The 16,381-nt window shown below is 62.1% G+C and carries 22 protein-coding genes; 11 read left to right on the top strand and 11 right to left on the bottom strand.

The window, feature by feature from the left end; all coding sequences use genetic code 11:
- Positions 1 to 34 precede the first annotated feature (34 nt).
- Genes purS through NKI17_RS06855 form a run of 5 tightly spaced genes read left to right on the top strand, consistent with a single transcriptional unit; the run spans position 35 to position 2,709 of the window.
- Positions 35 to 277: a phosphoribosylformylglycinamidine synthase subunit PurS gene (purS, locus tag NKI17_RS06875; RefSeq protein WP_023674724.1), complete on the top strand. Its 243-nt coding sequence runs from the start codon at positions 35 to 37 to the stop codon at positions 275 to 277.
- Between the two features lies 1 nt (position 278).
- A complete protein-coding gene (purQ, locus tag NKI17_RS06870; RefSeq protein ID WP_023674723.1) occupies positions 279 to 947 on the top strand; it encodes a phosphoribosylformylglycinamidine synthase subunit PurQ in 669 nt (222 codons plus the stop codon).
- A 31-nt stretch (positions 948 to 978) separates the two neighbouring features.
- Positions 979 to 1,644, top strand: a complete 666-nt coding sequence (locus tag NKI17_RS06865) for a glutathione S-transferase family protein (RefSeq protein WP_352590693.1) — start codon at positions 979 to 981, stop codon at positions 1,642 to 1,644.
- Between the two features lie 2 nt (positions 1,645 to 1,646).
- The gene (locus tag NKI17_RS06860; RefSeq protein ID WP_352797074.1) at positions 1,647 to 2,057 is read left to right on the top strand and encodes a hypothetical protein; all 411 of its coding nucleotides are present in this window, start codon (positions 1,647 to 1,649) and stop codon (positions 2,055 to 2,057) included.
- A 4-nt stretch (positions 2,058 to 2,061) separates the two neighbouring features.
- Positions 2,062 to 2,709, top strand: a complete 648-nt coding sequence (locus NKI17_RS06855; protein ID WP_352797072.1) for a Pr6Pr family membrane protein — start codon at positions 2,062 to 2,064, stop codon at positions 2,707 to 2,709.
- 22 nt (positions 2,710 to 2,731) lie between these two features.
- On the opposite strand, the gene NKI17_RS06850 is transcribed toward NKI17_RS06855, so the two are convergent.
- The 3 genes from NKI17_RS06850 to NKI17_RS06840 all read right to left on the bottom strand — a co-directional run bounded on the left by NKI17_RS06850 (position 2,732) and on the right by NKI17_RS06840 (position 3,850).
- Positions 2,732 to 3,034 carry a hypothetical protein gene (locus tag NKI17_RS06850; RefSeq protein ID WP_352457783.1) on the bottom strand — a complete coding sequence of 101 codons (303 nt, stop codon included), beginning with the start codon at positions 3,032 to 3,034 and terminating at the stop codon, positions 2,732 to 2,734.
- Between the two features lie 97 nt (positions 3,035 to 3,131).
- Positions 3,132 to 3,389: a type II toxin-antitoxin system prevent-host-death family antitoxin gene (locus tag NKI17_RS06845; protein ID WP_245274625.1), complete on the bottom strand. Its 258-nt coding sequence runs from the start codon at positions 3,387 to 3,389 to the stop codon at positions 3,132 to 3,134.
- Positions 3,390 to 3,598: 209 nt separating this feature from the next.
- The gene (locus NKI17_RS06840; protein ID WP_023674717.1) at positions 3,599 to 3,850 is read right to left on the bottom strand and encodes a DUF1127 domain-containing protein; all 252 of its coding nucleotides are present in this window, start codon (positions 3,848 to 3,850) and stop codon (positions 3,599 to 3,601) included.
- 93 nt (positions 3,851 to 3,943) lie between these two features.
- Between NKI17_RS06840 and NKI17_RS06835 the strand changes: the two genes are divergently transcribed.
- The 3 genes from NKI17_RS06835 to NKI17_RS06825 all read left to right on the top strand — a co-directional run bounded on the left by NKI17_RS06835 (position 3,944) and on the right by NKI17_RS06825 (position 8,063).
- Entirely contained in the window at positions 3,944 to 5,356 is a 1,413-nt protein-coding gene (locus tag NKI17_RS06835; RefSeq protein WP_352457784.1) for an aminotransferase-like domain-containing protein, read from the top strand.
- A gap of 149 nt (positions 5,357 to 5,505) precedes the next feature.
- A complete protein-coding gene (gene purL, locus NKI17_RS06830; RefSeq protein WP_352905699.1) occupies positions 5,506 to 7,743 on the top strand; it encodes a phosphoribosylformylglycinamidine synthase subunit PurL in 2,238 nt (745 codons plus the stop codon).
- 86 nt (positions 7,744 to 7,829) lie between these two features.
- The gene (locus tag NKI17_RS06825; protein WP_023674714.1) at positions 7,830 to 8,063 is read left to right on the top strand and encodes a BolA/IbaG family iron-sulfur metabolism protein; all 234 of its coding nucleotides are present in this window, start codon (positions 7,830 to 7,832) and stop codon (positions 8,061 to 8,063) included.
- Positions 8,064 to 8,075: 12 nt separating this feature from the next.
- Here NKI17_RS06825 and NKI17_RS06820 read toward each other — a convergent pair whose 3' ends face one another.
- The gene (locus NKI17_RS06820) at positions 8,076 to 8,882 is read right to left on the bottom strand and encodes a phosphodiester glycosidase family protein (RefSeq protein WP_352623646.1); all 807 of its coding nucleotides are present in this window, start codon (positions 8,880 to 8,882) and stop codon (positions 8,076 to 8,078) included.
- Between the two features lie 163 nt (positions 8,883 to 9,045).
- On the opposite strand from NKI17_RS06820, the gene grxD reads away from it, so the two are divergent.
- Together grxD and NKI17_RS06810 are read left to right on the top strand one after the other, a co-directional pair.
- Positions 9,046 to 9,381, top strand: a complete 336-nt coding sequence (grxD, locus tag NKI17_RS06815; protein ID WP_023674712.1) for a Grx4 family monothiol glutaredoxin — start codon at positions 9,046 to 9,048, stop codon at positions 9,379 to 9,381.
- 207 nt (positions 9,382 to 9,588) lie between these two features.
- Positions 9,589 to 10,788, top strand: a complete 1,200-nt coding sequence (locus NKI17_RS06810) for a multidrug effflux MFS transporter (RefSeq protein ID WP_352905698.1) — start codon at positions 9,589 to 9,591, stop codon at positions 10,786 to 10,788.
- An 18-nt stretch (positions 10,789 to 10,806) separates the two neighbouring features.
- Here NKI17_RS06810 and NKI17_RS36990 read toward each other — a convergent pair whose 3' ends face one another.
- From NKI17_RS36990 to rpsD, 4 genes are all read right to left on the bottom strand, one after another.
- Positions 10,807 to 11,214: a UCP034077 family protein gene (locus NKI17_RS36990; RefSeq protein WP_352646825.1), complete on the bottom strand. Its 408-nt coding sequence runs from the start codon at positions 11,212 to 11,214 to the stop codon at positions 10,807 to 10,809.
- 49 nt (positions 11,215 to 11,263) lie between these two features.
- Positions 11,264 to 12,091, bottom strand: coding sequence for an inositol monophosphatase family protein (locus tag NKI17_RS06800; RefSeq protein ID WP_352646828.1), 828 nt, complete (start codon positions 12,089 to 12,091; stop codon positions 11,264 to 11,266).
- The gene (gene ttcA / locus NKI17_RS06795) at positions 12,081 to 12,962 is read right to left on the bottom strand and encodes a tRNA 2-thiocytidine(32) synthetase TtcA (protein WP_352457797.1); all 882 of its coding nucleotides are present in this window, start codon (positions 12,960 to 12,962) and stop codon (positions 12,081 to 12,083) included. The genes NKI17_RS06800 and ttcA overlap by 11 nt, the downstream gene beginning before the upstream one ends.
- Positions 12,963 to 13,121: 159 nt before the next feature.
- Positions 13,122 to 13,739 (bottom strand): 30S ribosomal protein S4, encoded by a 618-nt coding sequence (gene rpsD, locus NKI17_RS06790; RefSeq protein ID WP_023717376.1) that lies wholly within the window; start codon positions 13,737 to 13,739, stop codon positions 13,122 to 13,124.
- Between the two features lie 380 nt (positions 13,740 to 14,119).
- Between rpsD and NKI17_RS06785 the strand changes: the two genes are divergently transcribed.
- Positions 14,120 to 14,332, top strand: a complete 213-nt coding sequence (locus NKI17_RS06785; RefSeq protein WP_352755235.1) for a hypothetical protein — start codon at positions 14,120 to 14,122, stop codon at positions 14,330 to 14,332.
- Between the two features lie 90 nt (positions 14,333 to 14,422).
- On the opposite strand, the gene NKI17_RS06780 is transcribed toward NKI17_RS06785, so the two are convergent.
- The 3 genes from NKI17_RS06780 to NKI17_RS06770 form a co-directional block, all read right to left on the bottom strand.
- A complete protein-coding gene (locus NKI17_RS06780) occupies positions 14,423 to 14,611 on the bottom strand; it encodes a DUF3008 family protein (RefSeq protein ID WP_023674705.1) in 189 nt (62 codons plus the stop codon).
- Between the two features lie 76 nt (positions 14,612 to 14,687).
- A complete protein-coding gene (gene murI, locus NKI17_RS06775; RefSeq protein WP_352755233.1) occupies positions 14,688 to 15,500 on the bottom strand; it encodes a glutamate racemase in 813 nt (270 codons plus the stop codon).
- 157 nt (positions 15,501 to 15,657) lie between these two features.
- A complete protein-coding gene (locus NKI17_RS06770) occupies positions 15,658 to 16,302 on the bottom strand; it encodes a DUF805 domain-containing protein (RefSeq protein ID WP_352905552.1) in 645 nt (214 codons plus the stop codon).
- Between the last annotated feature and the right edge of the window lie 79 nt (positions 16,303 to 16,381).

Genomic DNA, 16,381 nt, shown 5'->3' with positions numbered 1-16,381 from the left:
GCCCGCTCAACAGGTGAACAGGAGCATGTCCAGCGTGATCAAGGCCCGCATTACCGTAACCCTCAAGAACGGCGTGCTAGACCCACAAGGCAAGGCAATCGAGCACGCGCTGTCCGGAATGGGTTTCGGCGGCGTCGGCCAGGTGCGGCAAGGCAAGGTTTTCGACGTCGAATTGGCCGAGAGCGACAGCGCCAAGGCCGAGGCCGATCTGAAAGCCATGTGCGACAAGCTTCTGGCGAATACAGTGATTGAGAATTACGCGGTGGAGATCGCCTGAGGTGAAATCAGCCGTCGTCCTGCTCCCAGGCCTCAATCGCGACCGCGACATGATCGCGGCGCTGACCAAGATTTCCGGCACGCCGCCGGTCACCGTCTGGCAGACCGACACCGAAATTCCCGATGTCGACCTGATCGCCATTCCCGGCGGCTTTTCGTTCGGCGATTATCTGCGCTGCGGCGCCATTGCCGCGCGCATGCCAGTAATGCGGGCTGTGGCCGAAAAGGCGGCCAAGGGCGTCACGGTCATCGGCGTCTGCAACGGCTTCCAAATCCTGGTCGAGGCCGGCTTGCTGCCGGGCGCATTGATGCGCAATACCTCGCTGAAATTCGTCTGCCGTCAGGTGAAGCTGCAGATCGCCAATGCCAACACGATGTTCACCCGCCGCTACCAGCCGGGCCAGATCATCCGGGCGCCGGTGGCGCACCATGACGGCAATTATTTTGCCGATGCCGAAACGCTGGCCCGCCTCGAAGGCGAAGGCCAGGTGGTGTTCCGCTATGCCGAAGGCACCAATCCCAACGGCTCGATCAACGACATTGCCGGCATCGTCAACGGCCGCGGCAACGTGCTCGGCCTGATGCCGCATCCCGAGAACCTGATCGAAGCGGCGCATGGCGGCAGCGACGGCCGGGCGCTGTTCGAAAGCGCGCTGGGCATCGCTGCTTGATGCCTTCAATTTTCCTCCTGGAGCCACGGTCATGAAACTCTATTCGCGGCCGTTGTCGCCCTATTCGTCGATCGTGCGGGCGTTGGCCTACATCAAGAACGTGCCGCTCAAGCTCATTGCACCGCCGCCGGGGTTTCCCATCCCGGAGGCGTTTCGTGCCATCTCGCCGTTGAACCGGATTCCGGTGCTGATCACCGGCTCCGGCGAAACGATCGTCGAATCGGTGGTCATCGCCGAATATCTGGAGGAGCGCTTTCCCGAGCCGGCGCTGCTGCCGAGGGACTCGAAGGACCGGGCGCTGGTGCGCATGTTCGCCCGCATCACCGACCTCGACGTGCTCGCCCCGACGATGAAGCTGTTCGAGCTCCATTTCGTGCCGCAGCGCAACGAGGCGGAGATCAAGGCACAGTTCGCCCGATTGCATCACGGGCTTGCGGCAATCGAGGCCCGCATGGCGCATGGCCCGTTCGCGCTCGGCGACGACATCTCCTTTGCCGATGCGTGGTTGACGCCGACCCGCTTCGTCTTCAACAATTTCAGGACAACGATCGGCCGCCCCGATTTGCTTGACGCCTATCCGAAATTCGATGCCTACGAGCAAATCGCCTTGCAGCATCCGGCGCTGTCGCGCGTCTGGGGTGAGATGACAGACGGTCTGAAGATCTTTCTGTCCGAACTCGAGATGGGCGCCGCTTGAACATGAGACCGACGACCACGCGCCTCGCCGTCGCTACTGCCGCCGGGCTTGTACTCGCCTCATGCCAGTCAGGCCCGAGGAGCACGCCGGCGCCGGCGGGCAAGAGCGCGTCACTGCTTGCCATGGAACAGGTGGCAATCGCTGCCCACAAATGCTGGATCGCCAGCAAGGACCCTGCCTTCAAATCCTATCAGATGGCCAACGAGCTGAATTCGTTCAGCGGCACGCCGCGCTTCCTGCTGGTGCCGGCCAAACATTATGGTGGAAAGCCGTTGCTGGTCGTGCAAGCGCAAGGCAATTCGAGCCGCGTCGACGTGTTCGGCCCATTGATGGCGGAACCGCTCGGCGCGCGCATCGGCTCGGACATTGCCCGCTGGCAGGCGGGCAATCCGGCCTGCGGCGCTGCTGCCTAGCCCAATGGGTCGCGTGCTGCAGATCACCGGTCTGGTCGTCGGCCTGGCCGGGCTCGTCCTGCAGATCTGCATCACCGTCCCGGCATCAATGGAAGCCGGCCGCGGCTTTGCCGGCTCGCTGGTCTTCTATTTCAGTTTCTTCACCATCCTGACCAACATCGGCGCAGTGCTCGTCCATGCCTCGTTGCTGTCGTCGACGGGTTATGCCTGGTTTCCGGCCTTTGCCGCGCCACGGATGCGGGCGGGCGTAGCCGTCGCCATAACGCTGGTCCTCATCGTTTATGCAACGGTCCTGGCGCAGCTTTGGCAGCCGCAAGGGCTGTTCCTGCTCTGCGATGTGCTCCTGCACTATGTGACGCCGGTGTTGTTCGTGCTGTGGTGGCTTGTGGCAGGCGCCGACGGCTCGACGCGGTGGCGCGACATCTCCTGGTGGATGATCTATCCGATCGCCTATCTGGCCTACGCGCTGCTGCGGGCGCCGATTGCCGGTGAAGTGCCCTACCCGTTCCTCGATCTCGCCAAGAACGGCGCGACCAGCGTCGCCGTCTCGGCTCTGGCCATCACCGGGCTCTTTCTGATGCTGTGCATCGTGGCGGTGCTTGTGGACCACGGTGTCACGCGGATCAGGGCGGCGGGCGTTCATCCGCGATGATGCTCTCCCGCCGCGGCAGCCTTTAGCGTCTTGGCACGGTTCGCGCGGCGCCTGCACGGATCGCCGCAGCAGCTTCGCCAGCGATCCGTGACATGAACTTGCGCGTGAATTGGCCGAGCGGCTTGGTATCTTCGAGCGCCCAGCTCGTCGCGAGATCATCGGTGTTGAATTCGTCGACGATAACCCAGGCTGGGGTAAAGAGGGTGGCGCGGCGGGCCTCGGTCTCAGGAATCTCAACATGGTGCGCGCCAGGTCGTGGCGGCTGGCTCGTGATTGGAAAGAGCAGGGCCTGCTTGCGGCCATTCTTGCCGGCAACGATCAGCATAACGCAAGTCGGCCGCGCCTTGCGTCCGCTTTCCTCGCCCCGGTCATATTCCCTTGCCCACAAATAGGAATAGAGAATGATCTGTCCGTGGCCGGGTTCAGTCATCCCGAACATCATCTCGCGCGACTGCGTCGAGGCCGGTTAGAAGCCTGTCGCGTTCCTCGGCCGACAGATCCTCGACGCGGTGTGCCCGTTGCGCGCTGCGACTGGTGATGCGGTCGAACTGCTCTGCCGTCAGGAGAACGAACTTGCGCTTGCCGCGCTTGGTGATGTCAACAGGGCCGCGGAACGCGGCCTCAACAACCTCGCCGGATTTGTTGCCGAGATCTGTGAGGGTGAAACTTGCCACGGTCATCTCCTTCGTTATCCCCAAAATAAGGGAATTAGCTGTTTTCAGCAATACCGCTATTCACTGGAGACGTCGCGAGCGAATGCTGTGAGGGCACGAAGGAGGATGGTATCTCAGTGATGAAGAAGATCTCGTTGGTTCCGATGTCGATATTGACGCTCTCGTCTAACCGCCGATATGCCACGCGACGTTCGAGACGGAGCATCCGGCTGCTCTCAGTCCCAAAACGCCCTCAGCCCCTCACGATGGGCATCGCAACGCGAGATACCGATGTCCTTGAGCTGGTCGTCAGTCATCTCGAGCAGGACCAGCCGGCTGCGCCGGCGATCCATTAACCCGTCGATCCACCTCGCGAAGGATCTGAGCGTACGCACCAGCCGACTGACATAGGTTGGCCTGCCCGGCGGGCGCGCCACCTGCACCTGCAATTCAACTGCCGCGTAGCGGATTGTCTCTATTGTACCCATTTTCTTTCTGCCAAGATTGCAATTGTGCCCTTTTGTACAGCCCGCTTCATATGTATTGACTCTCATTTCGGTGCAATGTAAAAAATTGTCACCATGACAACTTGGCTTCCAGACCTTACAGCCGGCACTGGCCCGCTCTATCAGCGGCTTGCCGATTCCATCGAGACGGACATCGACCGCGGCCTGATCGGTGCAGGGGCAAAGCTGCCGCCGCAGCGCGATCTGGCATACGACATCGGCACGACTGTCGGCACGGTCGGCAGGGCCTATCAATTGCTGCGCGAGCGGGGATTGGTCAGCGGCGAGGTCGGCCGCGGAACCTATGTTATCGCTCAACAGTCGGAGAGCGCAAAGCCGGATTTCCTGGGGCCGGTCGAACAAGGCACGCGCTATATGGATGCGCCCGGCGACAAACTGCGCTTCGATAGCACGGCCGCACCGGATGTCGGCCAGGGTGCCATCGTCGCTGACGTGTTGACACGCACGGCGCAAGACCATCCGCATGAGATTTCAAGCTATACTCGTGATTTCCCGGACCGCTGGTTCGAAGCGGGCAGGCGCTGGCTGTCGCGAAATTCCTATCGCCCGGCGGCGGATGCAATCGTTCCCACGCTCGGCACCCACGCCGCAGTGATGGCAACCATTGCGGGGCTCACCGCCCCCGGCGACTATGTCGTCTTCGAGCACCTCACCTATTCGCAGATCTCGCGCAGTGCCGGCCTGATCGGTCGCCGGACCGCACTGGTGGCGACTGACGACGAGGGCATCGATCCCCAGGATTTCGAGCGCGTCTGCGCACAAAAGCACCCGAAGATGATGTTTTTGATGCCGACGGCCAAGAACCCGACGCTGACAACGCTGTCGGCATCGCGCCGCGAGGCAATCGCGCATGTCGCCCGTCAATATAACGTCGTCCTGATCGAGGACGATCTCTATGGCGGACTGACCGATGACCCAACGCCTTTAATGGCCGAATATGCTCCCGAACGGACCATCGTTGCCGGCGGCCTGTCGAAATCGGTTGCGGCGGGTGTTCGCGGCGGCTGGCTCGCTTGCCCGCCGGCCTATCGTCACCGCATCCGGGTTGCCCACAAGATGATGACGGGCGGCCTGCCCTTTCTGCTGGCGGAGGTGGGCAGCCGGCTGGTGCTGTCCGGTCAGGCCGCTGAGATGCGCAAACGCAGCATTGCCGAGATCGGTGCACGCATCGCGATCGTACGCGAGACACTCGACGGCTTCGAGTTCAAGGCGCTGGATAATGTGCCGTTCGTCTGGCTCACCTTGCCCGACCCATGGCTTTCCGGCACTTTCAAGCAGGCTTGCCTCGAACATGGCGTGCTCATCGACGACGAGGACGAGTTCAAGGCGGGACGTTCCGAACAGGCTTTTCACGGCGTGCGGTTTGGCATCTCGCAGCCGCGACAGCGGGACGATATTGCGCACGGCGTCGCAGTGATCCGGCGGCTTCTGGACGAAGGCCGCGCCGGCTACGACAGCTTTTCCTGAACCGGCTTGAAACCGGCGGGTCGAGTGGCGATCTCTCGCTACTTGCGGCCAGTTGTTGCTTTCCGTCGTTTTAGTCATCCGACGGGGTGTATCGGCTGCAAAGCTTGCGATAAGACGGGACTCGATCCCAAGGACATAAATTGCCGATCATGACCATTTCCAATTCCGTGCCGATCACTCCGGAACTCATTGCCGCGCACGGGCTGAAGCCCGACGAGTACCAGCGCATCCTCGACCTCGTCGGGCGCGAACCGAGCTTTACCGAACTCGGTATTTTTTCGGCGATGTGGAACGAGCATTGTTCCTACAAATCCTCGAAGAAGTGGCTGCGCACGCTGCCGACCACCGGGCCGCAAGTCATCCAGGGCCCGGGCGAGAATGCCGGCGTGGTCGATATCGGCGACGGCGACTGCGTCGTCTTCAAGATGGAGAGCCACAACCACCCCTCCTACATCGAGCCCTATCAAGGTGCCGCGACCGGCGTCGGCGGCATCCTGCGCGATGTCTTCACCATGGGCGCGCGACCGATCGCGGCGATGAACGCGCTGCGCTTCGGCGCGCCGGACCACCCCAAAACCAGGCATCTGGTTGCCGGCGTCGTTTCCGGCGTCGGCGGCTACGGCAATTCCTTCGGCGTGCCGACGGTCGGCGGCGAGGTCAATTTCGACGCCCGCTACAACGGCAATATCCTGGTCAATGCGTTTGCCGCGGGCCTCGCGAAGACGGACGCAATCTTTCTGTCCGAGGCCAAGGGCGTCGGCCTGCCGGTCGTCTATCTCGGCGCCAAGACCGGGCGCGACGGCGTCGGCGGCGCCACCATGGCCTCGGCAGAGTTCGACGACAAGATCGACGAGAAGCGGCCCACGGTCCAGGTTGGCGATCCCTTCACCGAAAAATGCCTGCTCGAAGCCTGCCTCGAACTGATGGCGTCCGGCGCCGTTATCGCCATCCAGGACATGGGTGCCGCTGGCCTCACCTGCTCGGCGGTCGAGATGGGCGCCAAGGGCGACCTCGGCATCGAGCTCGACCTCGACAAGGTGCCGGTGCGCGAAGAGCGCATGAGCGCCTATGAGATGATGCTGTCGGAGAGCCAGGAGCGCATGCTGATGGTGCTGCGCCCCGAAAAGGAAAAACAGGCCGAGGCGATCTTCCACAAATGGGGCCTCGACTTTGCCATCGTCGGCAAGACCACCGACGATCTGCGCTTCCGCGTGCTGCACCAGGGCGACGAGGTCGCCAACCTGCCGATCAAGGATCTCGGCGACCAGGCGCCGGAATATGACCGTCCCTGGGTCGAGCCGAAGAAACCGGCGCCATTGGCTGGCGATGCACCGCGAACCGACGTGGCCGACGCACTCCTCAAGCTGCTGGGCGGACCGGACCTTTCCTCGCGCCGCTGGGTGTGGGAGCAGTACGACACGCTGATCCAGGGTAATTCCCTGCAGCTTCCCGGCGGCGACGCCGGTGTCGTGCGCGTCGATGGTCATCCGACCAAGGCGCTCGCCTTCTCCTCCGACGTGACGCCGCGCTATTGCGAGGCCGACCCTTACGAGGGCGGCAAGCAGGCGGTTGCCGAATGCTGGCGCAATCTTACCGCCACCGGTGCTCTGCCGCTCGCGGCCACCGACAACCTCAATTTCGGCAATCCGGAACGGCCGGAGATCATGGGTCAGTTGGTCGGCGCGGTGAAAGGTATTGGCGATGCCTGCAGGGCGCTCGGCTTCCCGATCGTCTCCGGCAACGTCTCGCTCTACAATGAGACCAACGGCCAAGGCATCCTGCCGACACCGACCATTGGCGGCGTCGGATTGATTGCCGACTGGTCGAAGATGGTACGGATCGGTTTTACCGCCGAAGGCCAGATGATCGTGCTGGTCGGCGCGCCGAGCATGTGGGGAACGCATCTTGGCCAGTCGGTCTATATGCGCGACATCTTTGGCCGCGCCGACGGCCCGCCGCCGCCGGTCGATCTCGGCCACGAGAAGCGGGTCGGCGACCATGTGCGGGCACTGATCGCCTCCGGTGTTGTTACCGCGGCGCATGACGTTTCCGATGGCGGCATCGCGGTGGCGCTGGCCGAGATGGCGATGGCCTCCGGCATCGGCGCGACCATTCCCGGCCTGATCGGTGCAGATCCGATCCCGGTCTGGTTCGGCGAGGACCAGGGCCGTTATCTGCTGACGCTGTCGATCGACCCGCAGAGCGAGCAATGGGACGCCATTCGCGAACAGCAAAACAAGCTCGGCGTTTTTGCGCCGTGGATCGGCTCGACCGGCGGCAGCGAACTGAAGCTGGGCGAGGCGCGTGCGATACCGGTCAGCGAATTGACCGCCGCCCACGAATCCTGGTTCCCTCGCTTCATGGCAAATGAGGTCGTGGACCCGTGATGTGATCGAGTGGGCCCCTTTCCCTGTGGTTCATCCGCCATTTCGACCATATCTATGAGATCACGACCTGAACAAGGAATCCTCACATGGCAATGGACGCCCACGACATCGAACGGCTGATCAAGGAAGGCATTCCGGACGCCAAGGTGACGATTCGCGACCTGGCCGGCGACGGCGACCATTATGCGGCTGAGGTTGTGGCCGAAAGCTTTCGCGGCAAAAGCCGCGTCCAGCAGCACCAGATGGTCTATGACGCGCTGAAGGGCAACATGGGCGGCGTACTGCACGCGCTTGCCCTGCAGACCAGCGTGCCGGACTGAGCTCTCTTGCAGTTACCGGCTCGCAAGCTTCTTACCGGTCACGGCAATGATCGGCCCCGCCGGATACTTTCCACCCACAATCATCCGCTCGCCGTTCGACAGCGCCGAAACGACCCCGTCGAAGAAAAGCGCGTTGGGACAATCGAGCGCATCCCGGAATAGCCGTGCGAAGCTGCCGAGGCTGACTTCAGAGCGTGAGATCGCCAGCACGACCGTATTTTCGTCACGCACGCCGACGCCATTGCGGATATAGCGTGATGTGCCGTTCTGCTCGAAGCGGGGATGAAGCCGGCCGTCTATCACCAGCATCGGGCCGGATTGCGTGGCAAACATCACGTCCAGTCTGGTCGCAGCATAGGCGCTTGTCTCCATGACCGCCGCCTTGCCGTCCTTGCGGACCAGGAATACGCCATTCGGTTTCAGGAAGAAATTGCCTCCGCTGTCGGCGACGTTGATCGGCGCCTTCTCCCGGCCGTCTTCGACGAGAAGGCCGACTGGGGTCAGGTCTTGGTGATACATGCCGGCGTTCATGGCGAGCAGCACCGTCCGGCCCTGATCCGCCATCGCCTTGTCGAATTTGTCCAGTGAACCGAAAGCCTTGCCGTCGAGGCCTGTGTGGAACACACCGACGTCATAGCGGCGCAGATCGATTTCGCAGACGACATAGGCGACCGCCTCGAAGCTCGTATCGCGGCACGGCGCCGGTAATTCACCGCCGACGACGAGAGATGGCTGTCTCGGCGACCTGGCCCACCAGATCAAGGACAGTGCGGCGAACAGAACGGCGAGGAGGAACCCGGCGAGATATCGTCTTTTCATCGCGCCTCGGGAAAGATGGTGGCCAACGCTCTTGGCCCAAGATCAGACGTTCCTTTGCGCCATTTGCGTGGCAAGGCGGCAAACATCTTGTTTCGCGCAACCCATGGGTTTATTTGAAGGGTAATGTTCGAGCCTGACTCCCACAGGCATGAAAGGGTATTCCATGAGCGGCATCAACGACTACATCGACAATGAAGTGAAGGGCAACGACGTCGTTCTCTTCATGAAGGGCACGCCCGGCTTCCCGCAATGCGGATTTTCCGGCCAGGTCGTGCAGATCCTCGACTATATCGGCGCCGACTATAAGGGCGTCGACGTGCTGACGTCGGCCGAACTGCGGCAAGGCATCAAGGACTATTCAAACTGGCCGACCATCCCGCAGCTCTACGTCAAGGGCGAGTTCGTCGGCGGCTGCGACATCATCCGCGAGATGTTCCAGGCGGGCGAATTGCAGACCTTCCTCGTCGAAAAGGGCGTCAGCGTCAAAGGCGCCGCCTGACTTCTGTTTCTGCGTATGACCTTCCGCCTGCGATTTTCGGGGGTCATGCGCTAAGCGCCGGGGCAGCCCCCACCTTGGCAAAAAGTTCTGCCCATTATCGGGCAATCAACGAATGGATGCGTCGGCCAGCCGGCGCATTTTCGTTTGAGGATCGGACTGGCCGTGGATCAGCAAGCACAAGCGCAGCAAAAGGCAAGCACCTTGCCTATTCCGCGTTGGGAATTCATTGCGCTGTGCGCGGCGCTGATGGCGCTCAATTCGCTGGCCATCGACATTATTTTGCCGGCGCTGCAGCAGATCGGCGCTTCGCTTGGCATCGAAAATGAAAACCACCGGCAATATGTTGTCACCGCCTATATCCTTGGCTTTGGCGGCGGACAGCTGTTCTTCGGGCCGATCTCGGACCGCTTCGGGCGCCGCGCGCCGCTTGTCGCAGGGCTGGTGATCTACGTCCTGGCGGCCGGCGCTGCGGCAATCGCCCCGTCATTCACCACGCTTCTGCTATGCCGGGCCGTGCAAGGCATCGGTGCGGCGGCGACGCGCGTCATTGCCGTCTCGATCGTGCGCGATACGTTCGACGGAAGGCGCATGGCCGAAGTCATGTCCTTGATCTTCATGGTGTTCATGGCCATTCCGGTGGTGGCGCCCGGTATCGGCCAGTTCATCATGCTGTTTGCGACCTGGCATGTGATCTTCGTCACCATGGCAGCCGGCGCGCTGATCGTGTCCGCCTGGTCGCTGCTGCGCCTGCCCGAGACACTACACCCCGAATATCGCCGGCCGCTGACGTTGTCCTCCATCATCGGCGGCTTCCGCATCGTTCTCACCAACCGCATCGCGCTCTGCTACGCCTTCGCCAGCACCTTCATCTTCGGCGCCATGTTCGGCTTCATCGCCTCGGCCCAGCAGATCTATGTTAGCGTGTTCAATGTCGGCGAGGTGTTCCCGGTCATCTTCGCGGGGGTTGCCGGTGTGCTTGCTTTTTCGAACTACCTCAACTCGCGCCTCGTCGGCCGCATCGGCATGCGCCGTCTGTCGCAAAGCGCGCTGCTGCTGTTTCTGGCCATCAGCCTTGCCTGGCTGGTCGTTTCCATCGAAATAAAGATGCCGCTCTGGCTCTTCATTACCTTCTTTGCCTGCGCCATGGTCCCGTTCGGCGCGCTCGGCGCGAACTTCAACGCGCTCGCTATGGAGCCGCTGGGGCACCTGGCCGGCACTGCGTCGTCGATCCTTGGGTTCATGCAGACATTTCTTGGCGGCATTCTCGGCACGCTGATCGGCCAAGCCTTCAACGGCACGGTGACGCCGCTGGCCGCCGGGTTCTGCAGCGTGTCCGTGGCGGCGCTGCTGATGATCCTGCTGGCCGAGCGCGGCAGACTGTTCCAGCCGCATAACCCGCCGGTTTAATGCCCATTGCGCGTGCGCCTAGGATGCACCCTCACTGACCGCGGTGAAGCGAGGGAACAGCGTACGTCCTGCGATTGCTCCACCCATACTGTCCGAAACGGGCAGTGGAAGAGCCTTGTCGAGCGCCTCGAGGACGGAAGCCACGAAGGCCCGGTTGAGCGGACCATCGTCCCCTAGATGTGAGTAGGTGGCGCGCGGCTTGCCGATAAGCGTGCCGTTTCGGCGAATTGAGAACTGCAGCGTCAGGGTCATGCCCGCGCTTCCGCGCGGCGGCTTCCAACAGGCGAAGATCGCGGAGAACATCTCGTCTATGGTGTCGACGGAGTCGGGACTGCGACATGCGCGTTCCCCAGCTCTTGTTTCATGGACACCGGCAACCAAGGCAAGGGCAAAGGCCGTTGCAACAATTGCGGACCGAGGTTTCATTCGAGATCTCCGGTTTCGCACAAGATTGGACAACTTTGGCAGCGAAGAGCTATTCCGCCCAGAGCTCACGGCGCAGCTCCCGCCAGCTCTCCCGGTCCGGTGCGACCAGCAGGCCACCCCCGACATGCGACGGCAGATAGGCGCTGCCGTCGAAGCGCGCGGCATGGCCGCCGGCCTCCGCATGGATCAGCACGCCGGCCAAGTGGTCCCAAGGCATCAGCTTGTTGTAGACGACGAAATGGCCGTGGCCGCTGGCCAGCAGGCGGTATTCATGGGCGGCGCAGCGATAATTGAACTGCGATAGCGACTTGGTCTGGTTGCGCGCCAAACGTGAGCGGTCCGGCTCGGGCACATAGTGCCATGAGACCGCACCGGTCATTTCCGACATCGGCGCCGGTTTGGCGACATGGACCTTTTCCAGATTGCCATGGGCATGGCGGATATGGCTGCCGGCGCCACTAACGCCGATCAGCCAATCCTTGCCGACGGGATCGTGAATGATGCCGACGACCGTCTCGCCCTTGACCACGACGCCAAGCATGACGCCGAACAGCGGCACGCCGGAGGCGAAGTTGAAGGTGCCGTCGACCGGGTCGATGACGAAGGCGAGTTCGGCATCGCCGAGACCGTCGAGCAGCGTCGGGTCGTCGGAGCAGGCCTCCTCGCCGACGATCATTGCGTGGGGATAACGCTGGCGCAGCCTGGCGGTGATGAGCCGTTCGGCATTGACGTCGGCCTCGGTGACGAGATCGGCGGCCGAGGTCTTGCGACGGACGTCGCCCTCGCTCAACCGGCGAAAGCGTGGCATGATCTCGGCGACGGCGGCTTCCGACAGAAGGTCGGCAAGCCAGTCGATCGCGCTATCGTCAAATGTCATCGGGACGCCTGGTGGTGAGGGTTTCGTTGAGGGCGGCGAAATCGAACAGCTTCCTGTCGAGCAGATGCGAACGCCGCACATTGGTCATGGCGTGGATCATCGTGTCCTTGCGGCCGGGCATGCGCTTCTCGATGTCGTCGAGCATCGCCTTCATGGCGTTGCGCTGCAGGCCTTCCTGGCTACCGCACAGATCGCACGGAATGATCGGGAATTTCATGGCGCCGGCGAATTTCTCGAGATCGGCTTCCGCACAATAGGCGAGCGGCCGCAGCACCATGACATCGCCTTCGTCATTGAGCAGCTTCGGCGGCATGGCGGCCAGGCGCCCGCCATGGAACAGGTTCATGAAGAAGGTTTCCAGTATGTCCTCGCGGTGGTGGCCGAGCACCAGCGCCGAGCAGCCCTCCTCGCGGGCAATGCGATAGAGATGGCCGCGCCGTAGCCGCGAGCACAGCGAGCAATAGGTGCTGCCCTCGGCCAGCTTGTCGGTGACCACCGAATAGGTGTCCTGATATTCGATGCGATGCGGAATGGCATATCTATCGAGATAATCGGGCAATATGTGCTTGGGAAAGTTCGGCTGGCCCTGGTCGAGATTGCAGGCTAACAGCTCGACCGGCAGCAGCCCGCGCCATTTGAGATCGAGCAGAACGGCAAGCAGGCCGTAGGAATCCTTGCCGCCCGACAGAGCGACCAGCCAACGGTCGCCGGGCCTCACCATGGAGAAATCGTCGATCGCCTGGCGGGCAAGCCGCAACAGCCGTTTGCGCAGCTTGTTGAACTCGACGGAGGACGGCACATCGGCAAACAGAGGATGAAAGCCGCCTTCGGCGTCGGCGACCGGTTCGAGCGTTTCGGCGTCTGGCTGCATGTTCACGGCGCGTCGGCCCCAAGATCCTGTTGCCGCCCGCAGTAGCGCATCGGACCGAAAATCGAAATCGATTTCGGAATCACGCCGCGGAAAAGGAACGAAAAAAGAAAAGGCCGCCTCGACGGGCGGCCTTCGATTGTATCGCGACGAACGCGACGATCAGCGCGAATAGAATTCGACGACCAAGTTCGGTTCCATCTGCACGGCAAACGGAACGTCCGCCAGGCCGGGGATGCGCGTGAAGGCCGCGGTCATCTTGTTGTGATCGGCCTCGATATAATCGGGCACGTCGCGCTCGGCCAGGCCCACCGATTCCAGCACAATGACCAGCTGCTTCGACTTCTCGCGCACTTCGATGACATCGCCCGGCTTGCAGCGGTACGAGCCGATGTTGACGCGCTTGCCGTTGACGTTGACGTGGCCATGATTGACGAACTGGCGCGCCGCAAAGATGGTCGGCACGAACTTGGCGCGGTAGACGACTGCGTCGAGGCGCGATTCGAGCAGGCCGATCAGGTTCTCCGAGGTGTCGCCCTTGCGGCGGTCCGCCTCTTCATAGACCTTGCGGAACTGCTTTTCCGAAACGTCGCCATAGTGGCCCTTCAGCTTCTGCTTGGCGCGCAGCTGCAGGCCGAAATCGGAAAGCTTGCCCTTGCGGCGCTGGCCATGCTGGCCGGGGCCGTATTCACGCTTGTTGACCGGGGACTTCGGGCGGCCCCAGATGTTTTCGCCAAGACGGCGGTCGATCTTGTACTTCGCGGATTCGCGCTTGCTCATCGCATTCCCTTTCAAAACAATGCACCCGGAACCTCATGGTCCGGGTGAAGGAAACGCGCCCTCCTCTGGCCTCCGTTTTCGAGACCTGACAGGGTTTTCCACGCAACGCGACGGAAAACCCACGGGACACGTCATTTCAAGCAAGACATAAGGAAAGTAAAACCGGCTTCCCAAACGTCTTGCACACATAAAGAAAACCACCGGGCATTGCGGCCCGGTGTTGGTGGGCTGGTTAAACGGAGATTTAACCGCTGTCAAGCTTCCGGCTGGCGCGAATCGCCGAAGCGGATAGTGTTACGGTTGTAGAACATGCCGGATGTGGCGGGAGGTTGCGCCAGCGGCATCAGGAAGGGACTGAAGTCAGAGGAGCTGGAATTCGCATGAAGAAGTTCTTCCTTACGTTGGTAGGAGCCGCGGTGATGGCTGGCACGATGGCGGTCGCGCCCGAGCCGGCGCAGGCCCGGCATTGGCATGGGCACAGGCATCACCAGGTCTGCCGCATCGTGGTCAAGAAGAAGGTGGTGTGGCGGCACGGTCATCGCAAGGTCATCCGCTACAAAGTGCGGCACTGCGGTTGGGGCTGGGGCTGGTAATTTTTCGCCCTCAACCTTTGAGACTTCAGGCCCGCGGCTCAGCCGCGGGCCTTTTATTGACCGGCATCCGCCGCCAGAATAGCCAGTCGATCAGTGTTTCGACTTCTTTTCCGGCAGGCCCTTGCGCTTGGTCTCTGCGAATTCCTCGAGCTGTTTTTCGCTCATGGATTTATACATTCCCTTCGACGCGCCTTTGAGCGCGCCCTTCTTGGTCTCGCCGCGCTTGGCTGACAATGCCGCGCCGGCCGCTTTCTGCTGGGCTTTTGAGGTGGCTGGCATGATGGTTTCTCCCGTTTCCGATGAGAGGAAAACGCATTGTCCGGTGTGATGTTCCCAAAGCGAAAATTGCCTGCGATCAGGGTATCGCCAGGCCAAATCCCTGCATCAGCCGGCGCGTCGAAAAATCGGCGCTGTTCGAGGTGAAGAATGCAAGGTCGGCGCCTTCCGGCAGTGCCTCTCTGCGATAGCGGGCCTCGGTATCGGCGAGCAGCGACAGCGCGCGGCGTGCGATCGCCTCGGCCGGGTCGAGCCAGTCGACCGGCCACGGTGCTGTCTTGCGCATGCGGTTGGCCAAAAAAGGATAATGGGTGCAGGCAAGCACGACGATGTCGGTGCGCAGCCCGTCATGCTCGACGAAGCACGGCGCGATCTCGGCGCGCACGGCCTCCTCGTCGACAAAACCATCGCGCATATAGGCTTCGGCCAATGCAGCCAGCCTGTCGCTGCCGACCAGGCGGACATGGCATTTCTGCGCCCATTTGCTGATCAGGTCGCGCGTGTACTGGCGCTTGACGGTGCCGGGCGTAGCCAGCACCGAAACCAGACCTGAGCGCGTGCGTTCCGCCGCCGGCTTGATGGCCGGCACGGTGCCGACGAAAGGGTGGCCGGGAAACCTCTCGCGCAAGGCATCGATGACCAGTGTCGAGGCGGTGTTGCAGGCGATGACCGAAATGGCCGGCGAAAACCGGTCGAGCAGCCTGGCGAACAACTCCAGGATATGTGTTCTCAGCGCCGGTTCCTCCCAGCCGCCGAAGGGGAACGCCGCGTCGTCGGCGACATAGATGAAGCGGCGGTCAGGCATCAGCACGCGCGCCTCACGCAGCACGGTGAGGCCGCCAATGCCGGAATCGAACATCAGGATCGGACGGGCGCTCGATGGATCGGTCATTGTCATTGAGTCACTAAGGGCTGGGAATCACTAAGGGCTGGGAATCACAAACGAGATCACGAGGGAAGGCCCGGCCCATGCTTTCTGCTTCGGCCAATGATGCTTTATCCCGGCCGCTTCTATGTGGGACCATCATGGCCTTGATGCGGCGAGCCGGTCACACAAGGCCGCGCTTGCCGAAGCCGCCGGGCCGCGGCCGGCCGTTCGCCGGAGATGCAGGTTGAGATGCAGGGTGGTTCGACGGCACCGGCGCGGCCCGCGTTGCGTAGGCTGGAGCCAGGGCCGTCGCGCCGGCGGCTGACGCTGAATGGAGCGCGGCGGCGCCGCGCAGCGGCCCGGGCGGGTCGAAATCGTCGAAACTCAGGGATGACGCTATATCCGAAGAGCCGCCACCCGCCGGCTTGGCCGCCAAGATGACGGCCCACAGCCCGACAAGAGCTAATCCCAGCAGGTTAAGGCCGGAATGCGAATCTTCGCCGTCGAATTTTACGACAAGAACAGTGCCGGCCTGCAGGATCGCAAACAGCGTCGAGAACACGATATAGGACCAAAGGATCCAACCCGACCCTTGCGCGTCGCGGCTTCGACGCCAGGCGAAATTCGCGCGGAACAGAACGATCACCAGCGAGGCGACGAGAACGGCTGCGGCCAGCCCTTCCCTGGAAGGTCCGGGCTTTGAATTGGCCAAACCCTCGATGCCGATGGTCAGCACGACGCACAGCACAAAGGTCACGATTTCCGCAACCAGCAAGGCCGCGGAATAGAAAAAAAAGCGAAGACGCCCGATATTTGAATTGAACATCGAAAGGATCCATCGTTTTCCAGACAATGGATCACACCAAATAACATTCGGTTACTGGTGAGGTATGGGCAGTTCCGAG

Origin of the sequence: Mesorhizobium sp. M0816 (assembly GCF_040320005.1) — a bacterium.
GTDB lineage: Bacteria > Pseudomonadota > Alphaproteobacteria > Rhizobiales > Rhizobiaceae > Mesorhizobium.
The sequence above is the reverse complement of the archived record's forward strand: the minus strand, read 5'-3'. Positions and strand labels throughout refer to the sequence as shown.